Here is a 23,870-nt window from a genome sequence, read left to right on the forward strand (position 1 = left end):
AGAGGTTTTACTGCTCATTTTCATCAGACAATCTGTGTGAGCACTTCAAAGTACGCTTCTTTAAGGTAAGGAGGTGATCCAACCGCAGGTTCCCCTACGGTTACCTTGTTACGACTTCACCCCAGTCATGAATCACAAAGTGGTAAGCGCCCTCCCGAAGGTTAAGCTACCTACTTCTTTTGCAACCCACTCCCATGGTGTGACGGGCGGTGTGTACAAGGCCCGGGAACGTATTCACCGTGGCATTCTGATCCACGATTACTAGCGATTCCGACTTCATGGAGTCGAGTTGCAGACTCCAATCCGGACTACGACGCACTTTATGAGGTCCGCTTGCTCTCGCGAGGTCGCTTCTCTTTGTATGCGCCATTGTAGCACGTGTGTAGCCCTGGTCGTAAGGGCCATGATGACTTGACGTCATCCCCACCTTCCTCCAGTTTATCACTGGCAGTCTCCTTTGAGTTCCCGGCCGGACCGCTGGCAACAAAGGATAAGGGTTGCGCTCGTTGCGGGACTTAACCCAACATTTCACAACACGAGCTGACGACAGCCATGCAGCACCTGTCTCACGGTTCCCGAAGGCACATTCTCATCTCTGAAAACTTCCGTGGATGTCAAGACCAGGTAAGGTTCTTCGCGTTGCATCGAATTAAACCACATGCTCCACCGCTTGTGCGGGCCCCCGTCAATTCATTTGAGTTTTAACCTTGCGGCCGTACTCCCCAGGCGGTCGACTTAACGCGTTAGCTCCGGAAGCCACGCCTCAAGGGCACAACCTCCAAGTCGACATCGTTTACGGCGTGGACTACCAGGGTATCTAATCCTGTTTGCTCCCCACGCTTTCGCACCTGAGCGTCAGTCTTCGTCCAGGGGGCCGCCTTCGCCACCGGTATTCCTCCAGATCTCTACGCATTTCACCGCTACACCTGGAATTCTACCCCCCTCTACGAGACTCAAGCTTGCCAGTATCAGATGCAGTTCCCAGGTTGAGCCCGGGGATTTCACATCTGACTTAACAAACCGCCTGCGTGCGCTTTACGCCCAGTAATTCCGATTAACGCTTGCACCCTCCGTATTACCGCGGCTGCTGGCACGGAGTTAGCCGGTGCTTCTTCTGCGGGTAACGTCAATGAGCAAAGGTATTAACTTTACTCCCTTCCTCCCCGCTGAAAGTACTTTACAACCCGAAGGCCTTCTTCATACACGCGGCATGGCTGCATCAGGCTTGCGCCCATTGTGCAATATTCCCCACTGCTGCCTCCCGTAGGAGTCTGGACCGTGTCTCAGTTCCAGTGTGGCTGGTCATCCTCTCAGACCAGCTAGGGATCGTCGCCTAGGTGAGCCGTTACCCCACCTACTAGCTAATCCCATCTGGGCACATCCGATGGCAAGAGGCCCGAAGGTCCCCCTCTTTGGTCTTGCGACGTTATGCGGTATTAGCTACCGTTTCCAGTAGTTATCCCCCTCCATCAGGCAGTTTCCCAGACATTACTCACCCGTCCGCCACTCGTCAGCAAAGCAGCAAGCTGCTTTCTGTTACCGTTCGACTTGCATGTGTTAGGCCTGCCGCCAGCGTTCAATCTGAGCCATGATCAAACTCTTCAATTTAAAAGTTTGATGCTCGTGAATTAAACTTCGTAATGAATTACGTGTTCACTCAGAGACTTGGTATTCATTTTTCGTCTTGCGACATCAAGAATCCGTATCTTCGAGTGCCCACACAGATTGTCTGATAAATTGTTAAAGAGCAGTGCCGCTTCGCTTTTTCTCAGCGGCGCGGGGTGTGCATAATACGCTTTCCCGCTACAGAGTCAAGCATTTATTTTTGCTTTCTCTGCCGGAATTCTCAGGAGAATCCCGCTGACCCGGCGGCGTGTTTGCCGTTGTTCCGTGTCAGTGGTGGCGCATTATAGGGAGTTATTCCGGCCTGACAAGAGGAAATTTAAAATAATTTTCTGACCGCGCATTTTTTATTCTTTATGCTTATTTCAGCGTCGGTTTGTCGGTTAAATGGGCGATTTCTCGGGCGAAATTCGCCACCTGCTCCCAATCGGTATAGACAACTTCTTTGCGCGTATCCGTTTCACCGCCTGACATCTTCATAATCAGCTTGATCATAAAACGGTCGTACCAGCGATAACGTGGGTAACGCAGCGCCCCGGCAATGACGGCACAGCGATCGGGACGCCATTGCGAGTTCATCAGAAACTTCCGCGCGTAGCTGTTGGTCTGTGGAGTACGCTTCTCCGGTTTACGCGCCACCAGATTTACGGAGTAAAAGGCACTCGGCATCGAATTCAACCGCGTCGCATGCTTTTTGACAAATTCCTGGAACGCAGAATGGTAGTGACCATAGCGAATAGAAGCGCCAATAACCACACGGTCATAGTTTTCCCATTGTGGTTCTTCAATGCGGTGCACATTGGCGACATCCGCCTGGATCCCCAGTTCTTTCAGTTCCGAAGCCAGGTAGGAGGCAATCTCGCGCGTTTGTCCGTCCCTTGTTGAGAAAAGAATTAATGTTTTCACGTATTACTCCATCATTCACGCCAGAAAGTCGGGGTAAAGAGCACCAGCAATGTAAAGACCTCGAGACGACCAAACAGCATGTTGGCAATCAGGATCCATTTAGCCACCGGGTTCATACTGGTAAAGTTATCAGCAACCACGCCAAGCCCTGGCCCCAGGTTATTCAATGTTGCAACAACCGAGGCAAAGGCAGAAAAGTCATCCACGCCCGTGGCGATAATCGCCAGCATACTGACAATAAACACCAATGCATAGGCGGAGAAAAATCCCCAAACGGCTTCGAGGATACGTTCCGGCAGTGCGCGATTCCCCAGCTTAATGCTATAGACGGCGTTCGGATGCACCAGTCGTTTCAGCTCACGGTTCCCCTGCTTAAACAGCAGCAGGATGCGGATCACTTTCAGGCCACCGCCCGTTGACCCGGCGCAACCGCCGATAAAAGCTGAACATAAAAGCAGTACCGGCAAAAAGAGCGGCCAGCGGGCAATGCTGTCAGTTGTAAACCCGGCGGTTGTCGCCATCGACACCACCTGGAAAAACGCCTGGTTAATTGTCATCAGCGCCGAACTGTAGACATTATGAAACCACAGTACGAGTGTACAAATAACCACCAGTGAAAACTGTACGCCGATAAACATGCGAAATTCCGGATCGCGCCAATAAACCTTCAGACTACGCCCACTTAACAGTGAAAAGTGCAGACCGTAGTTACAGCCAGAGATCAGCAGGAAGATAGCAATGATAGTGTTAATAGTCGGGCTGTCGAAATAACCGATACTGGCATCATGTGTCGAGAAGCCGCCAATAGCGATGGTCGCAAAGCTATGGCCGATGGCATCAAAGGCATCCATTCCAGCAAACCACAACGCCAGCGCACAGGCGACGGTCAGCAAGACATAAATCAACCACAGGGTTTTCGCCGTTTCCGCAATTCGCGGGCGCATTTTGTTATCTTTCAGCGGGCCGGGCATTTCTGCGCGATAGAGCTGCATCCCACCCACGCCGAGGATAGGCAGTATCGCAACCGCCAGCACGATGATCCCCATACCGCCAAACCATTGCAGCATCTGGCGATAAAAGAGGATGGCATGAGGGAGCGAATCCAGCCCCACCAGCGTAGTGGCCCCCGTGGTGGTCAGGCCAGAGAAAGATTCAAAAAACGCATCGGTAATCGTGAGGTTCGGGCTTTCCGAGAAGATAAAAGGGAGCGCACCGACGCTACCCAGCACGGTCCAGAACAGCACCACTATCAGAAACCCCTCACGGGATTTCAGTTCGCCCTTCTCTTTGCGGTTCGGCCACCAAAGCATAGAGCCAATGGCGAGGGCGACAAAAAAGGTCTGGGTAAAAGCGCGGCCCGCTCCATCCCGGTAGATGAGTGCTACCAGCCCAGGGATAATCATGGTCCCTGAAAATAAGATGACCAGTAGTCCAACGATTCGGGTAATGGCGCGAAAATGCATCTCTGCCGCTTCCTTAGTTCTGCAAAACGAAGTGGGGATTATTCTTCAATCGCTAACAATTGCAATGAACCACGGCTAAAATCCGCCAGCTTTGCGGAAAATTCAGCCACTTTCGCCGCCGGAAGCGCCACCCGCAGCAGAACGAATGCCTGATAATCACTGTTAATAATTTTGCCGTCACACTGCCCCAGCAACGCTTCAATGCCGGTTAACTGACTATATTCACATTGCAAAGTATATTCGGTTAATGGTGTCTTGCGTTGGGTCGTTAGCTGGCGCAGCGCCTGATTCACGCCGCCGCCATACGCTTTCACTAACCCACCGGTGCCAAGCAATATGCCGCCGTAGTAGCGCACCACCACAGCGGTAATTTCCCCGACGCCGCTGCCCATTAGTTGGGCGAGCATCGGTTTACCTGCCGTTCCCGCCGGCTCCCCGTCGTCAGAGAAACCCAGCTGTTGAGAATCATCCGGCGCACCCGCCACCCACGCCACGCAATGGTGCCGGGCATCGGGGTGTTCTGCCCGCACCGATTCAACAAACGCTTTTGCCGCCTCAACGCCATCGGTATGCGCCAACAGCGTAATGAAGCGGCTCTTTTTGATCTCTTCAACGACCGTGACCGGTGCCGCAGGAATTAACCAGCTTTCCATCACGCCAGTTTCAGATCCCGGGTCATGTTTTCCACGTTGTTTTCGTGAATCACCACGTTGTCTTCGATACGAATGCCGCCGAACGGTTTCAGTGCTTCAATTTTCTGCCAGTTGAAGTGTTTGCTGAACTGCCCTTCACGCCACGGTGCCAGAAGCGATTCGATGAAGTAGATACCCGGTTCGATGGTTAACACCATGCCCGGCTGGAGAATACGAGTGCAGCGCAGGTACGGATATTTTGCCGGTGCCGCGAGGTGCGTACCGCTATCATCCTGCATAAAACCGGCTACGTCATGCACCTGCAGGCCCAGCGGATGGCCGATACCGTGCGGCATAAACGGTCCGGTGAGATCGTTTTCGACCATCGCTTCTTCACTCATATCGGTGATGATTTGATGTTTACGCAGCAGTTTGGCGATGCGCTGATGGAACTGGATATGGTAATCCACATAGCTGACGCCTGCTTTCATGGTGGCGATCAGCGCCAGTTGCTCATCATTTACGTCTTTCACCAGCTGTGCGTAGTCGTTGTCGCTTTTTGCCGACCAGGTACGGGTTAGATCAGCCGCATAGCCGTTATATTCGGCCCCGGCATCCAGCAGGAAGCTGCGCATCTCTTCCGGTGCCTGGTGGTCCAGTTTGGTGTAATGCAACACCGCAGCGTGTTCGTTAAGCGCCACAATGTTGCTATAAGGTACGTCGGTATCACGATGACCGGTCGCGGTCAGATAGGCAATGTTGATATCGAACTCGCTCATGCCAGAACGGAACGCTTCTTCTGCCGCGCGATGACCGTTGACCGCCATTTTCTGCGCTTCACGCATACAGGCCAGTTCGTACTCGGTTTTGAAGGAGCGATAGTAATGCAGGTAGTCGATCACCCCTTTCGGGTTGATATTGCTGGCCTCAATACCCAGTTGCAGCGCACGTTCTGGCACCGGACCGATATAACCGATATTGCCGCGCGCAGCAGGCAACAGACTACCAATGCCATCGGCTTTTGGCAGCGCGATCACTTCTACATCTTCAGTCCAGAAGGAGTTCGGCAGCGGTTCGACGTTGTGCCAGTAATCAACCGGCAGATAAAACCACAGTTTCGGCTTATTCACGCCATCCACCAGCAGCCAGCAGTTTGGCACCTGAGTTACCGGCACCCACGCTTTGAATTGCGGGTTCACTTTAAACGGATAGGGATGATCGTCGAGAAAAACGTTGAACAGTTCGCCGGAGTGAATAAGTAACGCATCCAGCTTGAAGCGCGCCAGCGCATCGCGAGTCCGTTCCTGTAAGGTAGCTATATGATTTTTATAGAGCGAGGCCAGTGATTCCATTTTTTACCCTTCTGTTTTTTTGACCTTAAGTCTCCGCATCTTAGCACATCGTTCATCCAGAGCGTGATTTCTGCCGAGCGTGATCAGATCGGCATTTCCTTAATATTTTATTTGCATATTTTTAACACAAAATACACACTTCGATGCATCTGGTACGACCAGATCACCTTGCGGATTCAGGAGACTGACATGCTTTACAAAGGCGACACCCTTTACCTTGACTGGCTGGAAGATGGCATTGCCGAACTGGTATTTGATACCCCAGGTTCAGTTAATAAACTCGACACTGCGACCGTCGCCAGCCTCGGCGAGGCCATCGGCGTGCTGGAACAGCAATCAGATCTAAAAGGACTGCTGCTACGTTCGAACAAAGCAGCCTTTATCGTCGGTGCTGATATCACCGAATTTTTGTCCCTGTTCCTCGTTCCTGAAGAACAGTTAAGTCAGTGGCTGCACTTTGCCAATAGCGTGTTTAATCGCCTGGAAGATCTGCCGGTGCCGACCATTGCTGCCGTCAACGGCTATGCGCTGGGCGGTGGCTGCGAATGCGTGCTGGCGACCGATTATCGTCTGGCGACGCCGGATCTGCGCATCGGTCTGCCGGAAACCAAATTGGGCATCATGCCGGGCTTTGGCGGTTCTGTACGTATGCCACGTATGCTGGGCGCTGACAGTGCGCTGGAAATCATTGCCGCCGGTAAAGATGTCGGCGCGGATCAGGCGCTGAAAATCGGTCTGGTGGATGGCGTAGTCAAAGCAGAAAAACTGGTTGAAGGGGCGATAGCGATTTTACGCCAGGCCATTAACGGCGACCTCGACTGGAAAGCAAAACGTCAGCCGAAGCTGGAACCGCTAAAACTGAGCAAGATTGAAGCCGCCATGAGCTTCACCATCGCTAAAGGGATGGTCGCGCAAACGGCGGGGAAACATTATCCGGCCCCCATCACCGCAGTAAAAACCATTGAAGCTGCGGCCCGTTTTGGTCGTGAAGAAGCCTTAAACCTGGAAAACAAAAGTTTTGTCCCGCTGGCGCATACCAACGAAGCCCGCGCACTGGTCGGCATTTTCCTTAACGATCAATATGTAAAAGGTAAAGCGAAGAAACTCACCAAAGATGTTGAAACCCCGAAACAGGCCGCTGTGCTGGGCGCAGGCATTATGGGCGGCGGCATCGCCTACCAGTCTGCGTGGAAAGGCGTGCCGGTTGTCATGAAAGATATCAACGACAAGTCGTTAACCCTCGGCATGACCGAAGCCGCGAAACTGCTGAACAAGCAGCTTGAGCGCGGCAAGATCGATGGTCTGAAACTGGCTGGCGTGATCTCCACAATTCACCCAACGCTCGACTACGCCGGGTTTGACCGCGTGGATGTTGTGGTAGAAGCGGTTGTTGAAAACCCGAAAGTGAAAAAAGCCGTGCTGGCAGAAACCGAGCAGAAAGTACGCCCGGATACCGTGCTGGCGTCTAACACTTCAACCATTCCTATCAGCGAACTGGCCAACGCGCTGGAACGTCCGGAAAACTTCTGCGGGATGCACTTCTTTAACCCGGTGCACCGGATGCCGTTGGTGGAAATTATTCGCGGCGAGAAAAGCTCCGACGAAACCATCGCGAAAGTCGTCGCCTGGGCGAGCAAGATGGGCAAGACGCCGATTGTGGTCAACGACTGCCCCGGCTTCTTCGTCAACCGTGTGCTGTTCCCCTATTTCGCCGGTTTCAGCCAGTTGCTGCGCGACGGCGCGGGTTTCCGCAAGATCGACAAAGTGATGGAAAAACAGTTTGGCTGGCCGATGGGTCCGGCATATCTGCTGGATGTTGTGGGCATTGACACCGCGCATCACGCTCAGGCTGTCATGGCAGCAGGCTTCCCGCAGCGGATGCAGAAAGATTATCGCGATGCCATCGACGCGCTGTTTGATGCCAACCGCTTTGGTCAGAAGAACGGCCTCGGTTTCTGGCGTTATAAAGAAGACAGCAAAGGTAAGCCGAAGAAAGAAGAAGATGTCGTCGTTGACGACCTGCTGGCAAAAGTGAGCCAGCCGAAGCGCGATTTCAGCGAGGAAGAGATTATCGCCCGCATGATGATCCCGATGGTCAACGAAGTGGTCCGCTGTCTGGAAGAGGGCATTATCGCCACTCCGGCAGAAGCGGATATGGCGCTGGTCTACGGCCTGGGCTTCCCTCCGTTCCACGGCGGCGCGTTCCGCTGGCTGGACACCCTCGGCAGCGCAAAATACCTCGATATGGCACAGCAATATCAGCACCTCGGCCCGCTGTATGAAGTACCGGAAGGTCTGCGTAATAAAGCACGTCATAACGAACCGTACTATCCCCCGGTTGAGCCAGCCCGTCCGGTTGGCGACCTGAAAACGGCTTAAGGAGTCACAATGGAACAGGTTGTCATTGTCGATGCAATTCGCACCCCGATGGGCCGTTCGAAGGGCGGTGCTTTTCGTAACGTGCGTGCGGAAGATCTCTCCGCTCATTTAATGCGTAGCCTGCTGGCGCGTAACCCGGCGCTGGAAGCAGCGGCCCTCGACGATATTTACTGGGGTTGTGTGCAGCAAACACTGGAGCAGGGTTTTAACATCGCCCGTAACGCGGCACTGTTGGCTGAAGTGCCGCACTCTGTCCCGGCGGTTACCGTTAATCGCTTGTGTGGTTCATCCATGCAGGCACTGCATGACGCAGCACGAATGATCATGACCGGCGATGCGCAGGCATGTCTGGTTGGCGGCGTGGAGCATATGGGCCATGTGCCAATGAGTCACGGCGTCGATTTTCACCCCGGCCTTAGCCGTAATGTCGCCAAAGCGGCGGGCATGATGGGCTTAACGGCAGAAATGCTGGCGCGTATGCATGGTATCAGCCGTGAAATGCAGGATGCCTTTGCCGCGCGGTCACACGCCCGCGCGTGGGCCGCCACGCAGTCAGGCGCATTTAAAAATGAAATCATCCCGACCGGTGGTCACGATGCCGACGGCGTATTGAAGCAGTTTAATTACGACGAAGTGATTCGCCCGGAAACCACCGTGGAAGCCCTCGCCACACTGCGTCCGGCGTTTGATCCCGTCAGCGGTACGGTAACGGCGGGTACATCTTCTGCGCTTTCCGATGGCGCAGCTGCCATGCTGGTGATGAGTGAAAGCCGCGCCCGTGAATTAGGTCTTAAGCCGCGCGCCCGCGTGCGTTCGATGGCGGTTGTGGGTTGTGACCCATCTATTATGGGTTATGGTCCGGTTCCGGCCTCGAAGCTGGCGCTGAAAAAAGCGGGGCTTTCTGCCAGCGATATCGGCGTATTCGAGATGAACGAAGCCTTTGCCGCGCAGATCCTGCCGTGTATTAAAGATCTCGGGCTAATGGAGCAGATTGACGAGAAGATCAACCTCAACGGTGGCGCGATCGCGCTGGGTCATCCGCTGGGTTGTTCCGGTGCGCGTATCAGCACCACGCTGCTGAATCTGATGGAACACAAAGACGTCCAGTTTGGTCTGGCGACGATGTGTATCGGTCTGGGTCAGGGCATTGCAACGGTGTTTGAGCGGGTTTAACCACTTGCCGGATGCGGCGTGAACGCCTTATCCGGCCTACGGTTCAGAACTTTTGTAGGCCCGATAAGACGCGGCAGCGTCGCATCGGGCACTGTATGCCGGATACGGCGTGAACGCCTTATCCGGTCTACCGATCCGGCACCAATGTAGGCCTGATAAGACGCGCCAGCGTCGCATCAGGCATCGTGCACCAATTGCCGGATGCGACATAGATCTAAATGCCACTGAATAAAGTTTTAGTTGCCGTTCTTCCCGCCTGTCAGGGGCGGGTTTTTTTATATCTCAGATAAATGCAAACGCATCGCCAAACAGGCGATCTTCCCGCGCATTACGCTCACTGCAAAACAGGTCACGGGCAATTTTCGCCATCTCAAAACGTCCGGCAATATAGATATCATGCTCTGCCAGCGTACCATGATCCTGCAATACCGCCGTTAACACGGTGCCAGTACGCCCACGCCAGCCCGCTTCCGGTTGTTCAACCACCGGCACCACTTGTAGACCAGGATGCTTCAACGAAAGCGCCTCAAGCTCGCAGAGATCATACAGATGCTGCTCTTCACGCCCGCCCCAGTAAATGGTGATATCACGGTTTGGGTTACGCGCCAACGCTGTCAGCAAAATCGAGCGGGCATAAGAGAACCCGGTGCCGCCCGCAATCAAAATCATCGGACGCTCTTCATCATCGCGCAGCCACGCTTCTCCGTGGGGAATATCGACCACGATTTGATGATCTTTGAGGATGCGGTCCATGACTGCTTTCGCGTAAAGGTTGATTTCAGAAGCGCCAATATGCAGCTCGATAAACCCTTTTTCATCTGGCGTCGAAGCCATTGAGAACGGACGTTTGTCGCGCTCATCCATCACTACCATCAAATACTGACCAGCACGAAAAGAAAAGGCCGCGTCTGGCACGATGCGGACACGATATACGGTATCCGTGATAGCTTCTACCGAGGTCACTTTACAGCTTAAGGTTGTCATGCGCTTTCTCTGTCGGATCGATAAATAGGGCAAAACAAACGCGCATCAGGCGCTTTTACCGTTGTTAAAAATAGCCAGTTCATCCCAAATGGCGTCAATATGCGCGACAACATCTGGATCTTTTTTGATGGGACGTCCCCATTCACGCTGGGTTTCACCCGGCCATTTATTCGTGGCATCCAGCCCCATTTTTGAACCCAGCCCGGAGACAGGCGAGGCAAAATCCAGATAATCAATAGGCGTATTTTCTACCAGAACAGTATCCCGCGCCGGGTCCATACGGGTGGTAATCGCCCAAATCACATCGTTCCAGTCGCGGGCGTTGACGTCATCATCGCAAACGATCACAAATTTAGTGTACATAAACTGGCGTAAGAACGACCAGACGCCCATCATGACGCGCTTCGCGTGTCCGGCGTACTGTTTTTTGATCGTCACTACCGCCAGACGATAAGAACAGCCTTCCGGCGGCAGATAAAAATCGACAATTTCCGGGAACTGTTTTTGCAGAATCGGCACGAACACTTCGTTCAGTGCTACACCCAGTACCGCAGGTTCATCTGGCGGACGCCCGGTATAGGTGGAATGATAAATCGCATCTTCACGCTGGGTAATATGCGTCACGGTAAATACCGGAAAACTATCGACTTCGTTATAGTAACCGGTGTGGTCGCCATACGGCCCTTCCGGCGCAGTTTCGCCTTGTTCGATATACCCTTCCAGCACAATCTCCGCACTGGCGGGCACTTCAAGGTCATTGGAGATACACTTCACCACTTCGGTCTTGGTACCGCGCAGCAATCCGGCAAACGCATACTCTGAAAGCGTATCCGGAACGGGGGTGACTGCACCGAGAATCGTGGCAGGATCGGCACCCAGCGCCACAGAAACCGGGAAACGTTCGCCCGGATGCGCCGCACACCACTCCTGATAATCCAACGCGCCGCCGCGATGCGACAGCCAGCGCATAATCAGTTTGTTTTTACCAATTAGCTGCTGGCGATAAATGCCCAGATTCTGCCGCTCTTTATGCGGGCCGCGCGTTACGGTGAGCCCCCAGGTAATCAGCGGCGCGGCATCTTCCGGCCAGCAGGTCATAATGGGAATGCGATTGAGATCGACGTCATCGCCAGAGACGATTTTTTGTTGGCAGGGTGCACCACGCAGTCGCTTTGTCGGCATGTTCAATACTTGCTTAAACTGCGGCAGTTTATCAAACAGGTCGCGGAAACCTTTTGGCGGCTCCGGCTCTTTCAGAAACGCCAATAATTTACCAACTTCACGCAGCGCCGAAACATCTTCCTGCCCCATGCCCATCGCCACGCGCTTTGGCGTACCGAACAGGTTGCACAGCACCGGCATTGAGTAGCCTTTAGGGTTTTCGAACAACAGCGCAGGCCCACCGGCACGCAAAGTGCGGTCAGCAATTTCAGTGATTTCCAGGTGCGGATCCACCGGGAGCGTGATACGTTTTAGCTCACCCTGCTGTTCAAGCAGCGTCAAGAAGTCGCGTAAATCGTTATATTTCATGGCGTCCATTGTAGCCTCTTAATCTGCGCCCATTATACGGCGTTCATCTTTGCGATGCTGTAAATTTGTTAAATTAGCGTGAACTCTGACGGTATAACGCAAACCGGGGAATATAATTAACTTAGCGTAAAGCTTTTGCTATCCTTGCGCCCCGATTAAACGGATAAGAGTCATTATGCAATCCTGGTATTTACTGTACTGCAAGCGCGGGCAACTTCAACGTGCCCAGGAACACCTCGAAAGACAGGCTGTGAATTGCCTGGCACCGATGATCACCCTGGAAAAAATCGTGCGTGGCAAACGTACTGCAGTCAGTGAGCCATTGTTCCCCAACTACTTGTTTGTGGAGTTCGATCCGGAAGTGATTCATACCACGACTATCAACGCGACTCGTGGTGTCAGCCACTTCGTGCGCTTTGGCGCGTCGCCAGCGATAGTCCCATCGGCGGTGATTCATCAGTTATCAGTGTATAAACCGAAAGATATTGTCGATCCATCGACGCCGTATCCTGGTGATAAAGTGATTATTACTGAAGGCGCATTCGAAGGTTTTCAGGCCATTTTCACCGAGCCCGATGGCGAGGCTCGCTCCATGCTATTGCTGAATCTTATTAATAAAGAGATTAAGCACAGTGTGAAGAACACCGAGTTCCGCAAACTCTAAAACGCAATCCCAAACAGTGTTTTGACATTGGCATCCGTGGTGGCAGCCAGCCATGCGGCATCTTCTCCACGCCAGTGCGCAATACGTTGCAAAATATGGGGCAGATGGGCTGGCTCGTTGCGCCGGGATGATGGCTTTGGCGTGAGATCGCGAGGGAGCAGATACGGCGCATCAGTTTCGATCAGCAATTTCTCCGCCGGAATCAACGGCAACAATTCCCGCAGCTCCAGCCCGCGTCGTTCATCGCAAACCCAACCGGTAATGCCGATATAAATTCCACACGCCACGCACGCCTGCATCTCTTCGCGTGTGCCGGTAAAGCAATGAAGAACCGCACCAGGCAGTTTATCCAGCCACGGCTCCAGCAATGTCATAAACCGCTCGTGGGCATCGCGACAGTGCATAAATACCGGCATGTTTAATTCTGCGGCAATGCGTAGCTGGGCAACAAAAGCGCGTTCCTGCTCTTCCGGCGTCGAAAAGTTGCGGTTAAAGTCGAGACCACATTCACCAATCGCCACCACTTCTGGCTGCGCGGCCAGCTCAATAATCGCTTCTTCAGTCACAGCTTGCCACTGGCTGCTGTCGTGAGGATGTACGCCCGCCGTTGACCAACAGGACGAATACTGACGCGCCAGCTTTTGCGCCTGCTGGCTTTCACGCAGATTGGTACCGGTGATGAGTAGCCCATTAACTCCCGCGTCAAAAGCGCGCGCTACAACATCATCACGGTCTTTCGCAAATTGCGAACTGGTCAAATTAACGCCGATATCAAACATCCTGTACTCCATATGACAACCGCCCTGACGGGCGGTTGAATTTATTCTTCAGTTTTTTCGCTTTCTGCTTCAGCGTCGTTTTCCTCTTCCCGGTTTCGCCCTTTACCAACGTAAAAGCGTGAGAAGAAGACACCGATTTCAAACAGGCAGTACATAGGGATCGCCAACAGCGTTTGCGAGAAGACATCCGGCGGCGTCAGCAACATCCCGACAACGAATGCACCAACCAGCACATACGGGCGTTTTTTGCGTAAGTCTTCTGGCGAGGTAATCCCCATCCAGCACAGCAGCACAATTGCCACCGGCACTTCAAAGGAGACACCAAACGCCATAAACAGCGCCATAACGAAGCTTAAATAGCTCGCGATGTCGGTGGATACCTGTACCCCTTCCGGCGCGGTATTGGCAAGGAAGCCAAATGCCAGCGGAAAGACCACAAAGTAGGCGAACGCCATGCCGATATAAAACAGCAGAGAGCTGGAAACCAGCAGCGGCACCACCAGGCGACGTTCATGCTTATACAGCGCTGGGGCGATAAACGCCCACACCTGATAGAGAATCACCGGCGCTGACAGAATCAGCGACACCATAAAGGTCAGCTTGATCGGCGTAAAGAACGGCGAGGCCACGTCGGTGGCGATCATCGTTGAACCTTGCGGCAACTGCTTGATCAGTGGCGCGGATACCAGGTGATAGATGTCATTGGCGAAATAGACCAGACACAGGAATATCACGATCACCGAGATAATGCAGTTCAGCAGACGCTTACGCAGCTCAATCAGATGCGTGATAAGCGGTTGAGTATCTTCTACAGACATGTTTACGGTTTATCACTCGACGAAGGGGAAGGTGCAGCGGTTTTCGGTTCAGCGTCCGCAGCAGGTTTTACCACCGGCTCTGGCGTGGTTTCTGGCTTCTGTTCCGGCGAACTGGCCTGCGTTTGTGCAGCAGCAGGCGTTACGCCTTCATGCGCAGTTTCATTGTCTTTCACCACCGGGTTATGGATGGTGTGCGCTTCATCGCTCGCCTTTTCAGGATCGTTTGCAACGTAGGAACGCTTCATCGACTCCGCAGCCTGGCGTAATTCATCCATCGACGCTTTCAGTTCGGGCGTCAGGTTAGTGAGGCTCGCCTTTTCAACCTTTTTCAGACTGTCCTGAAACTCCTGGAGTTTTAACTCCTGGGTCAGTTCGTTCTGCACCGTTGTCGCCAGTGAACGCAACGCGCGAATCCAGCCCGCTACCGTTTTTACCGCCACAGGCAGTCGTTGCGGCCCCAGAACGACGAGGCCGATGATGAACACCAATAGCAGTTCGCTAAAACCGATATCAAACACAGATTACACCTGCTCTTTATCGTGGCGCTTCGCGTCTTCTGTTTTAGCCTGTTCCTGATTCGTATCCGCCTGCTTATCGGCGATAGTTTTCGCAGTAAAATCAGCATCCTGGCTGGTTTTATCCTGCTTTGGTTCATCATCGCTCATTGCTTTTTTAAAGCCTTTGATCGACGCACCAAGATCGGAACCGATGGAGCCGAGCTTTTTGGTGCCAAAAAGCAGTACAACGATGACGGCAATAATCAATAACTGCCAAATACTGATACCACCCATACATGTTCCTCTGTGGTAGATGATGATTAAACAAAGCCGCATTATACGTTACACGGCCCGCCTTGAGCGATGAAAAAATCAGCGTGTTTTGCGCCAACCGACAAACCAGGCGATCAGACCACCTGCCATTAACCAGCCGGGCATCAGCCCCCATTCAGGTCGGCTGACCAACAAGAATGTGCCACTTAATACTAACGTAGCGCCAATTCCGAGAAAATAACGCGATTGTCCCTGACGTACATGATTTGACTGAAGCTCGCGGGCAATCTTATCAACACTATGCTGTAAATACTTGCCCTGGCGCAAACTGTCGTAAACCAGTTCAGGCAGTTCTGGCATTTTTTCGACCCAGAACGGCGCTTTTTCTTTAAATGCTCTCACCAGCGCAGGAATACCGACCTGATCTTTAATCCACGACTCCAGGAAAGGCTTCGCCGTTTTCCATAAATCGAGTTGCGGATAAAGCTGGCGTCCTACCCCTTCGACGTAGAGCAGGGTTTTCTGGAGTAACACCAGTTGCGGCTGCACTTCCATATTGAAGCGACGCGCCGTATTAAACAGATTTAACAGTACATGTCCAAACGAAATTTCGGCCAGCGGTTTCTCAAAGATAGGTTCACAGACCGTACGAATGGCAAATTCGAACTCTTCAACGTTGGTATCTGGTGGCACCCAACCAGAATCGACGTGTAGCTCTGCCACTTTGCGATAGTCGCGATTAAAGAAGGCGATAAAGTTTTCCGCCAGATAGCGTTTATCTTCTTTGTTTAGCGAGCCAACAATCCCGCAATCAATGCCGATATATTTCGGGTTTTCCGGGTGTTCATAGCTTACGAAGATGTTGCCAGGGTGCATATCAGCATGGAAAAAGCTGTCGCGAAAGACCTGAGTGAAGAACACCTGCACGCCGCGTTCCGCCAGCAATTTCATGTTGGTGCCGTTTTTCTCCAGCGTCGCAACATCAGACACCGGAATGCCGTAAATACGCTCCATCACCATCATCCCTTCACTACAATAGTCAGGGTAAACTTCCGGGATGTAGAGCATCGGGCTGTCTTCAAAATTGCGTCGAAGCTGAATGGCGTTGGCAGATTCCCGCAGCAAATTCAGTTCATCAATCAAGGTCTTTTCGTACTCGCGCACCACTTCGGTTGGGCGCAGACGGCGACCATCCGGCAGCAAACGCGGCACCCAGCGAGCCAGACGGTAAATAAGTTTCAGATCCGCTTTAATGACCGGCAAAATATCCGGGCGGATAACTTTAATCACCACCTCTTTACCATTCGATTTCAATCGCGCGGTATGAACCTGGGCGATAGAAGCAGAAGCCAGCGGCTTGATTTCAAAATCGTCAAACCACGCTTCTACCGGCAAGCCGCCCATTGCAGCTTCAATCTGCTGCTTCGCCAGCTTGCCATCAAACGGAGCGACTTTGTCCTGCAATAACGCCAGCTGATCGGCAATATGCGGCGGAAAAAGATCGCGGCGGGTTGATAACATCTGCCCGAACTTGATCCATACCGGTCCCAGTTCTTGCAGGGCCAGTCGTAGTCGCTCACCTAAAGGTTTGTCTTTATGCCGATTTGGCATCCAGAATAATGAGTATCGCCATAGCCGTAGCGGCAGGGTGATACGCATTTTGGGGATCAGTTCATCAAGTCCGTAGCTTAAAAAAGTGCGAATGATGAAATATAGGCGCCGTACTTCACCTGGCGTCATTTAGCCTCCAGTTTTTCCAGCCGTTTGGTCAGGGCATCAACAGCACGCTCGACGGCAGCCGTCTCTTCCGCAAACCAGGCCACTTCAAGCGGACCGGGTGCCATACGCCACTCTTCAGTAATGGCTTCCGCCACATAACATTGCTGGCGCTTAATGCCGTGATGCAGGAACTTTGCGCCTCCGCGCAGGGCTTTGCTGATACCTTCAGCGGCGATATCACCGGTATAAGGGGCCAGCAGTTCCGCAGGGTCGAACTCTGCCAGATCTGCCAGCGCAACGAAGTTTTGCACCACCTGAATATCACCCTGCACTTCCAGCTCACCACTGCGAATCAGTGCGGCAAGCTGCTGGCGATCGCGAAGTTTCGGCAACACGCTGGCGTAAGCGATAACGGTGCAGTCAGCATCGCCTGCCCATTCGCCCAGTACATCGACCTGGCGTTCGCTGAACACCAGAATCAATGACGTCGAAAAGCCTTTTACCTCCACGCGCAGCACTTTGCCCAACAGACGCGAGCGGGCCGTTTTCAGCGCGGGTGAGCGATACAGGAAGGTGTTGAGCAGACTTTCAATTCCTGCCGTCACTAAAGGTTTAAAAGGCATTTCCGGTCTCCTGTCAGAACTTATAACCACGATGCAGCGCCACAACCCCTGCCGTCAGATTGTAGTAGTCGACACTTTCGAATCCGGCATCCTGCATCATGGTTTTCAGGGTATCCTGATCGGGATGCATACGGATGGATTCTGCCAGATAACGGTAGCTGTCGGCGTCGTTCGCGACCAGTGAGCCAATACGCGGCAGCACATGGAAGGAGTATGCATCATAGGCTTTGCTCAGCGGCTCGATAATTGGCTTCGAGAACTCAAGTACCAGCAGGCGGCCGCCGGGTTTCAGCACGCGATACATTGAACGCAGTGCTTTATCTTTGTCGGTGACGTTACGCAGACCAAACGAAATGGTGATGCAATCAAAGGTGTTATCCGGGAACGGCAGCGCCTCAGCGTTCGCCTGAACATACTCAACGTTGCCAATCACACCGATATTACGCAGCTTCTCGCGGCCCATTTTGAGCATGGATTCATTGATATCAGCAAGGACCACTTTGCCAGTTTCTCCGACCAGGCGAGAGAATTTCGCTGTCAGGTCGCCGGTGCCACCAGCCAGATCCAGCACGGTCTGCCCACGGCGTACGCCGCTGCAATCAATCGTGAATCGCTTCCACAAACGATGAATACCGAATGACATCAAATCATTCATGACATCGTATTTTGATGCCACGGAATGGAAAACGTGGGCGACCATATCCGCTTTTTGTTCCTTCGCGACGGTCTGAAAACCAAAGTGCGTCGTTTCTTGTGACTTATCCACCATCTCAATGCCTGCTCATCAAAAAATTGTTCCAGAAGTGTAACAGATTGGGCGTCGATGCCCTAGATTTCTACCCGGCTTAACTACCCCCAATGGGCTAGCGCGACTGCTGATTATATTCATCATCGCGTTGATAAGCTTCATCATTCGGCTGCTCCGGAACCGACCGAAGTCGATACTCTTCATCCTGGCTCACCGCCTGTTCAGCCAAATCCGGATTAATCTCGCGTTTAATTTCTACCCCTAAACCGCGAAACGCTTCTGCCTGCGCCAGCACATTTCCGCGACCTGAAGAGAGTTTTTTCATTGCCTGGCGATAGTTATCCTGCGCTTTGTCGAGACTTTGACCGATCGCGGACATGTCATCGACAAACAAGCGCATTTTGTCGTACAGCTTGCTGGCGCGATCGGCGATTTTCTGGGCGTTACGACTTTGATGCTCATAACGCCACAGGTTGGCGATAGTGCGCAGCGCCACCAGCAGCGTAGTCGGGCTAACCAGCATGATATTGTTTTTCAACGCTTCGGTGATCAGCTCCGGCTGACGGTCAAGCGCCAGTAAAAAAGCGGGTTCAACGGGAATAAACATCAGCACGTAATCCAGAGTTCGCAGCCCCGGCAGCTGTTGATAATCTTTGCGTCCCAGCAAACGGATATGGTTACGTACCGACGCGATATGTTCCTGTAGCGCGCTTTCGCGGGTGTAGTCATCTTCGGCGTTGAAATAGCGTTCATAGGCGACCAGCGTCATTTTGGCGTCGATCACCACATCTTTTCCCTGCGGCAACCGCACGATGACATCCGGCTGCATCCGCGAGCGGGCGTCATTTTCGATGCTGACCTGGGTTTCATATTCATACCCTTCACGCAGACCGGAAGCCTCCAGCACCCGCGTCAATACTACCTCGCCCCAGTTGCCCTGGGTTTTATTGTCGCCTTTCAGCGCACGCGTCAGGTTGATCGCTTCCTGGGCCATCTGGGCGTTGAGTTGCTGGAGGTTGCGGATTTCGTGAGTCAGGGTATGACGTTCTTGGGCTTCTTTACCAAAGCTGTCCTGGACCTGACGGCGGAAACCATCCAGTTGTTCACGCAACGGCGACAAAAGACTGTTCAGACTCTGGCGATTTTGCTCATCAACCCGACGATTACTGTGTTCAAAAATACGGTTGGCAAGGTTTTCAAATTGCTCACTGAGGCGCTGTTCGCTGTTGATCATCTGGCGAATTTTATCGTCAGCGTGTTGCTGTGCGGCTTCCATCCGCGTGGTCACTTCACGCAGATCGGCCTCCAGCGAGGTGTTAATACTTTGCAGGCTGCGCACTTCGTTATTGAGCAATTCACACTCTGCGCGCCAGTGCTCGCTTTGGGTAATTTGTTGTTTTGCCGCGCTTAACTCCGCGACCATCTCTTCACGTTCAGCTAATTGCTCGGCTTTTTGCTGCGCATGTTGATAACTGGCAAACAGCCAGCCAATTGCCACACCCACCAATGCAATAACTGCGTAAACCATGATTGAGAAATCCACAACGCCTCCTGACGCAACAACTTACCCGCACAAAATAGAATTGTGCTGTACAAACGTCCAGTTTGAAAGAAGTTTCCTGCGAGGCGCTACGCAAAACGATCGTTAATTTTCATTATTTTATCCCACAATATGAGATGGAGTTTATATTGTGGGATATATCACCTTTTCCCCACGTCATTATGTGGAACACTTCAGCAATATCATCAGGAGAAACGTATGGCAGAAACCTCTTCAACCACCGCAGGCGCACAAACGTTATTACGTGGACTGGCGGTTCTTAATGCTGTTTATAACGGCTGCCATGACCTAAAAAGTATCGGCGAGTTCACCGGCACGACCCGGAGCACAACCCATCGTTTAGTCACCGTTCTGGTGGAACAACGCTACCTGCGCCATGTCCCAACGCAGGGCTACCAACTGGGTGCCAAACTGATCGAATTCGGTGCCAGAGCACTGGAAAGCACCTCGCTGTACGAAATTGCCCAGCCCGTTTTGCAACGCCTTGCCCGTTACACCCTGGACACCGTGCATCTGGGGATCGTTGAAGGCGACGAAGTGCTGTATCTGGAGAAGATCAACAGTCAGCGCGGGCTGGAAATGCGCTCACGCCCAGGCCATCGCATGCCACTGGCAATCACCGGCATCGGCAAGGCATTGATCCTCAACCGAACAGAAGAAGAGTGGCGCACGCTGTTTAAGACCTGTGGTGATGAAACAAAACTGGGCGCATTTATTCAGAACATGCGTCGTTATGCCGCCAGTGGTTTTGCTTTTGATCTGGAAGAGAACGAGCCGACTATCCGTTGCGTTGCAGCGCCGGTTTACAACGCCCGGGATGAAATTGTGGCGGCTATTTCTGTCGCCAGTACCACCACGTATATGTCGCTGGCGCGTCTGGAAGAACTGGCACCTTACGTCAAATCCTGTGCAGAAGAGATATCCGCTGAACTGGGCTGGGGTAAGCACGTCCGCAAAGATAAATAAACCATGATTAAAGGAAACGACTAATGCCGGGAGCACCCTCATTTATTGCCCTGGACTGGGGAACGTCATCGCTTCGGGCATGGCGTTTTGGCGAATCACCAAATCCACAAGAAAAACGTGAATTCCCCTGGGGGATCATGAAATTACCCTCCCAGGCAGCAACACGTGAGGACACTTTCCACGATACGTTTTTACGTGTCTGCAGCGACTGGCTGGCACAAACCCCATGCCCGGTACTGGCTTGCGGCATGCTCGGCAGTGCGCAAGGGTGGCAACCAGCAGCTTATTTACCTTGCCCGGTCACTCTCGAGGGTCTGGCGAAGCAGTTGACGCCTGTTATCCACCAGCAGCAGACAATGCTGCACATCATTCCTGGCGTGATTAAAGAAGGTGAAATGCCCGAAGTGATGCGTGGCGAAGAGACACAAATCTTCGGTGCTATCTCGATGGAACCGGCCCTGCAAAACGCAATCCATCAGGGTATGCCAGTGCTGATAGGCTTACCCGGCACACATGCGAAATGGGCAGTAGTTGAAAACAACACCATTACCGATTTCCGAACCTTTATGACGGGCGAGTTATTTGATGTTTTATCCCGCCATTCGATTCTCGGTGCCACCATGCATCCTGGAGATGAACCGCACTGGGATGCCTTCACCCACGGGCTGACAGCAGCACAAGAGCATCATCAGACCGGATTATTATCGACGCTGTTTTCGACCCGTTCGCGCCTGCTGACCAGTAATCTTACGTCGTCCTCGCAGGGGGATTACCTTTCCGGATTACTGATAGGCCATGAATTATGTGGTCTGGCATCCAGTTTGCTACGTGATTTACCCGCCACAACACCGATCGCCTTAATCGGTAGCGCAAATCTGAACAGCCGCTATTCACAAGCATTCAGCCACGTTTTTCCCGACAGACAGATACACGCCATTCCCAATGCCACTGAACAGGGATTATGGCGAATCGCCCACGCTGCCGGGTTACTGTCCACCAACGCCAGGGAATGTACCCATGCCATTTAATACGCTTTTGCAAAAAACCGGGTTAGTCGCCATTTTACGCGGTGTGAAACCGGATGAGATTGTCGCCATCGGTGAAAAACTGTACGCCGCCGGATTCCGCCTGATTGAGATTCCTATGAACTCGCCGGAGGCGTTGCAAAGTATCAGTTTACTGCGCGACGCCCTGCCTAAGGACTGCCTGGTCGGAGCCGGAACTGTGCTTTCGGTAGAGCAGGTGGTTGCGGTTAAAGAGGCTGGGGGCCAGATTATCGTGATGCCGCATTGCGATACTGCGGTGATCCGTCGCGCCCGTGCGCTGGGTATGTATTGTGCGCCTGGCGTCGCCACGCCCACCGAAGCCTTTGCTGCCATTGAACATGGTGCTAATGCCATCAAGCTGTTCCCGGCTGAACAAATTACGCCAGAAGTTACCAAAGCCTGGCGTGCGGTTATTCCACAATCCGTTCCGATGTTACCGGTTGGCGGTATCACACCGGAAACCATGGCGCGTTATCTGAGCCACGGCGCAAACGGCTTTGGCCTCGGTTCTGCGCTATATCGCCCCGGCATGACGCCAGAGCAAGTCTATGAAAATGCAGTACTGTTTATGAACGCATGGAACAATTTAAATAGCAACTAACTGATAAATAAGGATATAAAAGCAATGATAAAACATCTTACCTTACCGAAAAAAATGGCTGCAATGGTACTTCTTGCAGGCGCTGCCCTCAGCATTGCGCCTGTACAGGCAGCCTCCTACCCAACCAAACAGATCGAGTTAGTCGTTCCCTACGCTGCCGGAGGCGGTACGGATCTGGTTGCCCGTGCCTTTGCTGATGCCGCCAAAAACCATTTACCCGTCAGCATCGGGGTTATCAATAAACCTGGCGGAGGCGGTGCTATCGGCCTGAGTGAAATCGCCGCTGCCCGCCCTAACGGTTACAAAATTGGTTTAGGCACGGTTGAACTAACCACCCTTCCCAGCCTCGGAATGGTGCGTTTTAAAACCAGCGACTTTAAACCCATTGCCCGTCTGAATGCGGATCCGGCTGCTATCACAGTCCGTGCCGATGCGCCGTGGAATAGCTATGAAGAATTTATGACTTACGCCAAAGCGAATCCCGGAAAAGTACGCATTGGTAACTCAGGCACCGGAGCTATCTGGCATCTGGCGGCAGCTGCACTGGAAGACAAAACGGGCGCAAAGTTTTCTCATGTCCCGTATGACGGCGCAGCCCCTGCCATTACAGGCCTGTTAGGTGGGCACATTGAAGCGGTTTCCGTAAGCCCAGGAGAAGTTATCAACCATGTGAATGGCGGCAAGCTGAAGACACTGGTAGTGATGGCGGATGAGCGAATGAAAACCATGCCTGACGTCCCGACGTTAAAAGAGAAAGGCGTTGATCTCTCCATCGGCACCTGGCGCGGCCTGATTGTGTCGCAAAAAACGCAGCAGGATGTGGTGGATGTTCTGGCAAAGGCAGCAAAAGAGACGGCTGAAGAGCCTGCATTCCAGGATGCACTGCAAAAGTTGAATCTCAACTATGCATGGCTTGACGCTGCCAGCTTCCAGACCCAAATCAGCGAACAGGAAAAGTACTTTGACGAGTTGCTGACTCGCCTGGGCCTGAAAAAATAAACCTGAGGTACGGTTGATGAACACAAAACAGTCTGTTGCTCAACTCGCCGTACCGCACCGCAAGCGCCTTTCATCAACGATGGTGGTGGCGCTGTTACTTTGTGTGGTTGCTGGCGCGGTGATGATTAATGCCGCTGATTTTCCAGCAACTGCCATTGAAACGGATCCCGGTGCAAGTGCCTTCCCTACCTTCTATGCCTGTGCCCTGATTGTGCTCGCTGTCTTGCTGGTGATACGCGATCTTTTGCAGGCAAAACCAGCCTCTTGCGCCAACGCACAGGAAAAACCGGCATTCAGGAAAACAGCAACAGGAATTGCGGCAACCGCGTTTTATATTGTGGCGATGAGCTACTGCGGTTATCTCATTACTACTCCTGTTTTCCTCATCGTCATTATGACGTTGATGGGCTACAGGCGATGGGTACTCACACCGGGTATTGCGCTGCTGTTAACGGCAATCCTCTGGTTGCTGTTTGTCGAAGCGTTACAGGTGCCATTGCCTGTCGGCACATTTTTCGAATAACAGGGGCCAGC

General features: G+C 52.8%; 22 protein-coding genes and 1 rRNA gene. 8 read left to right on the forward strand and 15 right to left on the reverse strand.

What is annotated here, in order from left to right:
• Positions 1 to 66: 66 nt before the first annotated feature.
• The 5 genes from EAS44_RS24200 to pepQ form a co-directional block, all read right to left on the reverse strand.
• Positions 67 to 1,608, reverse strand: a 16S ribosomal RNA gene (locus EAS44_RS24200).
• Between the two features lie 375 nt (positions 1,609 to 1,983).
• Positions 1,984 to 2,529 carry a menaquinone-dependent protoporphyrinogen IX dehydrogenase gene (gene hemG / locus EAS44_RS24205; RefSeq protein ID WP_000853959.1) on the reverse strand — a complete coding sequence of 182 codons (546 nt, stop codon included), beginning with the start codon at positions 2,527 to 2,529 and terminating at the stop codon, positions 1,984 to 1,986.
• A gap of 11 nt (positions 2,530 to 2,540) precedes the next feature.
• Positions 2,541 to 3,992 (reverse strand): Trk system potassium transporter TrkH, encoded by a 1,452-nt coding sequence (gene trkH, locus EAS44_RS24210; RefSeq protein ID WP_000545665.1) that lies wholly within the window; start codon positions 3,990 to 3,992, stop codon positions 2,541 to 2,543.
• A gap of 38 nt (positions 3,993 to 4,030) precedes the next feature.
• On the reverse strand, positions 4,031 to 4,645 hold the full coding sequence (gene yigZ, locus EAS44_RS24215) for an IMPACT family protein (protein ID WP_001295262.1): 615 nt from the start codon (positions 4,643 to 4,645) through the stop codon (positions 4,031 to 4,033).
• On the reverse strand, positions 4,645 to 5,976 hold the full coding sequence (gene pepQ / locus EAS44_RS24220) for a Xaa-Pro dipeptidase (protein ID WP_000444545.1): 1,332 nt from the start codon (positions 5,974 to 5,976) through the stop codon (positions 4,645 to 4,647). The genes yigZ and pepQ overlap by 1 nt, the downstream gene beginning before the upstream one ends.
• A gap of 189 nt (positions 5,977 to 6,165) precedes the next feature.
• Between pepQ and fadB the strand changes: the two genes are divergently transcribed.
• Complete coding sequence (fadB, locus tag EAS44_RS24225; protein WP_000966027.1) at positions 6,166 to 8,355, forward strand: fatty acid oxidation complex subunit alpha FadB; 2,190 nt, start codon at positions 6,166 to 6,168, stop codon at positions 8,353 to 8,355.
• Positions 8,356 to 8,364: 9 nt separating this feature from the next.
• Positions 8,365 to 9,528 carry an acetyl-CoA C-acyltransferase FadA gene (gene fadA / locus EAS44_RS24230; protein WP_000438747.1) on the forward strand — a complete coding sequence of 388 codons (1,164 nt, stop codon included), beginning with the start codon at positions 8,365 to 8,367 and terminating at the stop codon, positions 9,526 to 9,528.
• 282 nt (positions 9,529 to 9,810) lie between these two features.
• Here fadA and fre read toward each other — a convergent pair whose 3' ends face one another.
• Both fre and ubiD read right to left on the reverse strand, forming a co-directional pair.
• Complete coding sequence (fre, locus tag EAS44_RS24235; RefSeq protein WP_000209826.1) at positions 9,811 to 10,512, reverse strand: NAD(P)H-flavin reductase; 702 nt, start codon at positions 10,510 to 10,512, stop codon at positions 9,811 to 9,813.
• A gap of 45 nt (positions 10,513 to 10,557) precedes the next feature.
• On the reverse strand, positions 10,558 to 12,051 hold the full coding sequence (gene ubiD / locus EAS44_RS24240; RefSeq protein ID WP_000339804.1) for a 4-hydroxy-3-polyprenylbenzoate decarboxylase: 1,494 nt from the start codon (positions 12,049 to 12,051) through the stop codon (positions 10,558 to 10,560).
• Between the two features lie 166 nt (positions 12,052 to 12,217).
• Between ubiD and rfaH the strand changes: the two genes are divergently transcribed.
• Positions 12,218 to 12,706, forward strand: coding sequence for a transcription/translation regulatory transformer protein RfaH (rfaH, locus tag EAS44_RS24245; RefSeq protein WP_001192400.1), 489 nt, complete (start codon positions 12,218 to 12,220; stop codon positions 12,704 to 12,706).
• On the opposite strand, the gene tatD is transcribed toward rfaH, so the two are convergent.
• From tatD to rmuC, 8 genes are all read right to left on the reverse strand, one after another.
• Positions 12,703 to 13,485, reverse strand: coding sequence for a 3'-5' ssDNA/RNA exonuclease TatD (gene tatD, locus EAS44_RS24250; protein WP_001363130.1), 783 nt, complete (start codon positions 13,483 to 13,485; stop codon positions 12,703 to 12,705). The two genes, rfaH and tatD, sit on opposite strands and share 4 nt — an antisense overlap.
• A 41-nt stretch (positions 13,486 to 13,526) precedes the next feature.
• Entirely contained in the window at positions 13,527 to 14,303 is a 777-nt protein-coding gene (gene tatC, locus EAS44_RS24255) for a Sec-independent protein translocase subunit TatC (RefSeq protein WP_000109949.1), read from the reverse strand.
• A 2-nt stretch (positions 14,304 to 14,305) separates the two neighbouring features.
• On the reverse strand, positions 14,306 to 14,821 hold the full coding sequence (gene tatB, locus EAS44_RS24260) for a Sec-independent protein translocase protein TatB (RefSeq protein ID WP_000459600.1): 516 nt from the start codon (positions 14,819 to 14,821) through the stop codon (positions 14,306 to 14,308).
• Positions 14,822 to 14,824: 3 nt separating this feature from the next.
• Complete coding sequence (gene tatA, locus EAS44_RS24265; RefSeq protein WP_001295260.1) at positions 14,825 to 15,094, reverse strand: Sec-independent protein translocase subunit TatA; 270 nt, start codon at positions 15,092 to 15,094, stop codon at positions 14,825 to 14,827.
• Between the two features lie 78 nt (positions 15,095 to 15,172).
• A complete protein-coding gene (gene ubiB, locus EAS44_RS24270) occupies positions 15,173 to 16,813 on the reverse strand; it encodes a ubiquinone biosynthesis regulatory protein kinase UbiB (protein ID WP_000187545.1) in 1,641 nt (546 codons plus the stop codon).
• A complete protein-coding gene (gene ubiJ / locus EAS44_RS24275; RefSeq protein WP_001305365.1) occupies positions 16,810 to 17,415 on the reverse strand; it encodes a ubiquinone biosynthesis protein UbiJ in 606 nt (201 codons plus the stop codon). Before ubiJ ends, ubiB begins: the two co-directional genes overlap by 4 nt.
• A gap of 13 nt (positions 17,416 to 17,428) precedes the next feature.
• Positions 17,429 to 18,184: a bifunctional demethylmenaquinone methyltransferase/2-methoxy-6-polyprenyl-1,4-benzoquinol methylase UbiE gene (gene ubiE, locus EAS44_RS24280; protein ID WP_000227959.1), complete on the reverse strand. Its 756-nt coding sequence runs from the start codon at positions 18,182 to 18,184 to the stop codon at positions 17,429 to 17,431.
• Between the two features lie 94 nt (positions 18,185 to 18,278).
• Entirely contained in the window at positions 18,279 to 19,706 is a 1,428-nt protein-coding gene (gene rmuC / locus EAS44_RS24285) for a DNA recombination protein RmuC (protein WP_000347712.1), read from the reverse strand.
• Positions 19,707 to 19,922: 216 nt separating this feature from the next.
• Between rmuC and EAS44_RS24290 the strand changes: the two genes are divergently transcribed.
• Genes EAS44_RS24290 through EAS44_RS24310 form a run of 5 tightly spaced genes read left to right on the forward strand, consistent with a single transcriptional unit; the run spans position 19,923 to position 23,859 of the window.
• The gene (locus EAS44_RS24290; RefSeq protein WP_000852398.1) at positions 19,923 to 20,690 is read left to right on the forward strand and encodes an IclR family transcriptional regulator; all 768 of its coding nucleotides are present in this window, start codon (positions 19,923 to 19,925) and stop codon (positions 20,688 to 20,690) included.
• Positions 20,691 to 20,713: 23 nt separating this feature from the next.
• Positions 20,714 to 21,718, forward strand: coding sequence for a 2-dehydro-3-deoxygalactonokinase (locus tag EAS44_RS24295; RefSeq protein WP_001117538.1), 1,005 nt, complete (start codon positions 20,714 to 20,716; stop codon positions 21,716 to 21,718).
• A complete protein-coding gene (locus EAS44_RS24300) occupies positions 21,708 to 22,337 on the forward strand; it encodes a 2-dehydro-3-deoxy-6-phosphogalactonate aldolase (protein ID WP_001116472.1) in 630 nt (209 codons plus the stop codon). The genes EAS44_RS24295 and EAS44_RS24300 overlap by 11 nt, the downstream gene beginning before the upstream one ends.
• 24 nt (positions 22,338 to 22,361) lie before the next feature.
• Positions 22,362 to 23,336: a Bug family tripartite tricarboxylate transporter substrate binding protein gene (locus EAS44_RS24305; protein ID WP_000589807.1), complete on the forward strand. Its 975-nt coding sequence runs from the start codon at positions 22,362 to 22,364 to the stop codon at positions 23,334 to 23,336.
• 16 nt (positions 23,337 to 23,352) lie between these two features.
• A complete protein-coding gene (locus tag EAS44_RS24310; protein ID WP_001093393.1) occupies positions 23,353 to 23,859 on the forward strand; it encodes a tripartite tricarboxylate transporter TctB family protein in 507 nt (168 codons plus the stop codon).
• Positions 23,860 to 23,870: the final 11 nt, after the last annotated feature.

Origin of the sequence: Escherichia coli DSM 30083 = JCM 1649 = ATCC 11775 (genome assembly GCF_003697165.2) — a bacterium.
Taxonomy (GTDB): Bacteria; Pseudomonadota; Gammaproteobacteria; order Enterobacterales; family Enterobacteriaceae; genus Escherichia; species Escherichia coli.